The 1,897-nt window shown below is 60.6% G+C and carries 2 protein-coding genes; one reads left to right on the forward strand and one right to left on the reverse strand.

Annotation, left to right across the window (positions count from 1 at the left end; genetic code table 11):
* Positions 1–15: 15 nt before the first annotated feature.
* Positions 16–1,116, reverse strand: a complete 1,101-nt coding sequence (locus tag VJ369_RS17205; protein WP_324093219.1) for a hypothetical protein — start codon at positions 1,114–1,116, stop codon at positions 16–18.
* A gap of 385 nt (positions 1,117–1,501) precedes the next feature.
* Between VJ369_RS17205 and VJ369_RS17210 the strand changes: the two genes are divergently transcribed.
* The coding region (locus tag VJ369_RS17210; protein WP_414652675.1) for a shikimate dehydrogenase family protein at positions 1,502–1,897 on the forward strand (396 nt) is incomplete at its 3' end.

The raw sequence follows: 1,897 nt of genomic DNA on the forward strand, positions 1-1,897 counted from the left end.
GAGGTAGCTCCACAGCTAACCGTGGTCTCCGCACCACCGCTCAATAAGGCGTTTGAGCGCATGCGAGGGACGCCCACGTTGCTTGGGTGGTGTCCAAGGAAGCGGCGGTACGTGATACGACAACAGTTCTCGGACACTCCAGCAATGATCGGTGATGCCAGCAGCCATGGCCGGTGTGGTCTTGCCACCGGCCTGGGCCAGACTCGCGTGCGGTGTGCAGAAGTTATAGACCGTCCCAATCAAATACATGCCCTGCTGCAAGGTCAGCGTGCGGCGCGCGAGCGCCCGGCCTCGGCGCGTCAGCGACGCCAAACGCTCACGGAACGTCGCATTCAGCCGCTCGATATACGCCGTGGTGATGACCCCCTCACCTTGCGAGCGCCGCCTGAGCGTCTCAACGCGTGCCGGCGTGCCATCGACAATGCGGCGTTCGGTCTCGACCACCCGTCGCCGCTCGTAGCGCTTGACGACTTGGGCGATCAAGACATTGCGCCATGGACACAGTCGGGGCCGTCCACCCGTGCCCGTGTGCACGGGGTCGCGAAAGGTCTCCCGAATGGCCCGGATGTAGGACACCAAGCCATCAGTACAGAACAATAGGGGACGATATGCGGCACAACGCCTCACGCGTTCGATCAGTCGTCGGATCAACGGCCTATCACGCTGCTCGCTGACTTCGCCGCCCAGCCACAAGCGGGTACAGACCATCATCGCCAAGGCCATCCAGACAATACCGCCCTGTTTTTTGACCCGGATCTCATCGGCTTGCACCTGCCCCAGGTCGCGTGGTTGCTCGACGAGATGCTCCTGCACCGCCTGTCCTTGGGCGCCGCCACGTGCCACCCACCCCGCTACCGTCCGCTCGTCAGAGCCAAACGCGACGACGATCGCTTGGAGTGGACACCCGTGGGCCAGCAGCGTCACCACCAGGCTCACCGTCTCCGCAGAGGTCCGCAGGCGATAGAAGGCCGTGCCTTTTGTGGCGCTGAACGTCTTGTGGCACTCCGTGCAGATAAAGCGCTTGTCCTTGCACGAGTGGATGCCAATGTTGCCCTGGCCGGTTTGTCCTCTGGCTGAGCACGCCACATTGGGGCAGAATGTCGTTGTGGGGTCCATGCTTGTGTCCTCCGAGTAACGTTGGGGAACGTACCAAGAGGAGTATGCCTGGACCCCCATTTTCATTGCAAGCGAACCATACCACGGTTAAGTGTGGAGCTACCTCGTAAGACTTTTATCAGGAAAAACTTCCGTATAAACCCCTTGCAGAGAGGTTTAGTAGGAAAATCGGCTTTCTATAGGTATTTATCCAGGAAAAAAGTCCGGTTAAACCGTTGTTCGGCAGCGTGCTATCAAGGTGGGGGAAATGACAACCTCATCTCTACACATTTTTCCAGAGGAGGTCCCAATGCCGCACGGTCGCCCGCCCATCAGCACCACGACACGGCTCTATGGCCACTTCGCCTATTCCACCGTCCAAAGGCCGATGTCGGCCCCGGCTCTCATGAACGCCCTGCTGGAGCGGCGTGGCGTCGATGCGCTCTTCGTACCTTTGCAAGTGCCTCCCGAGCACTTGGCGGCAACCATCGCGGGCATGCGACATTTGCGCGATTTTGCAGGGTTTTGCGTGACCATGCCCCACAAAGCCGCGGTCGCTCAGCTGTGTGATGTGCTGCTGCCAAATGCCCAAGCCTGCGGTGCCGTCAATGCTGTCCGGATCGACCCAGATGGCCGCTTGATCGGAGAGACGTTTGATGGTGTTGGGATGGTCCAGGCCCTTACAGCGCATCGGGCCTTGGATACTGCGACACGGGTACTGCTGGTCGGAGCGGGAGGTGTGGGGCAGGCCATTGCCGTGGCACTTGCCCTGGCGGGCGTCGGCTCCCTCGCCATCACGAAT

It is taken from the genome of Glutamicibacter sp. (genome assembly GCF_035257265.1).
Taxonomy (GTDB): Bacteria; Actinomycetota; Actinomycetes; order Actinomycetales; family Micrococcaceae; genus Glutamicibacter.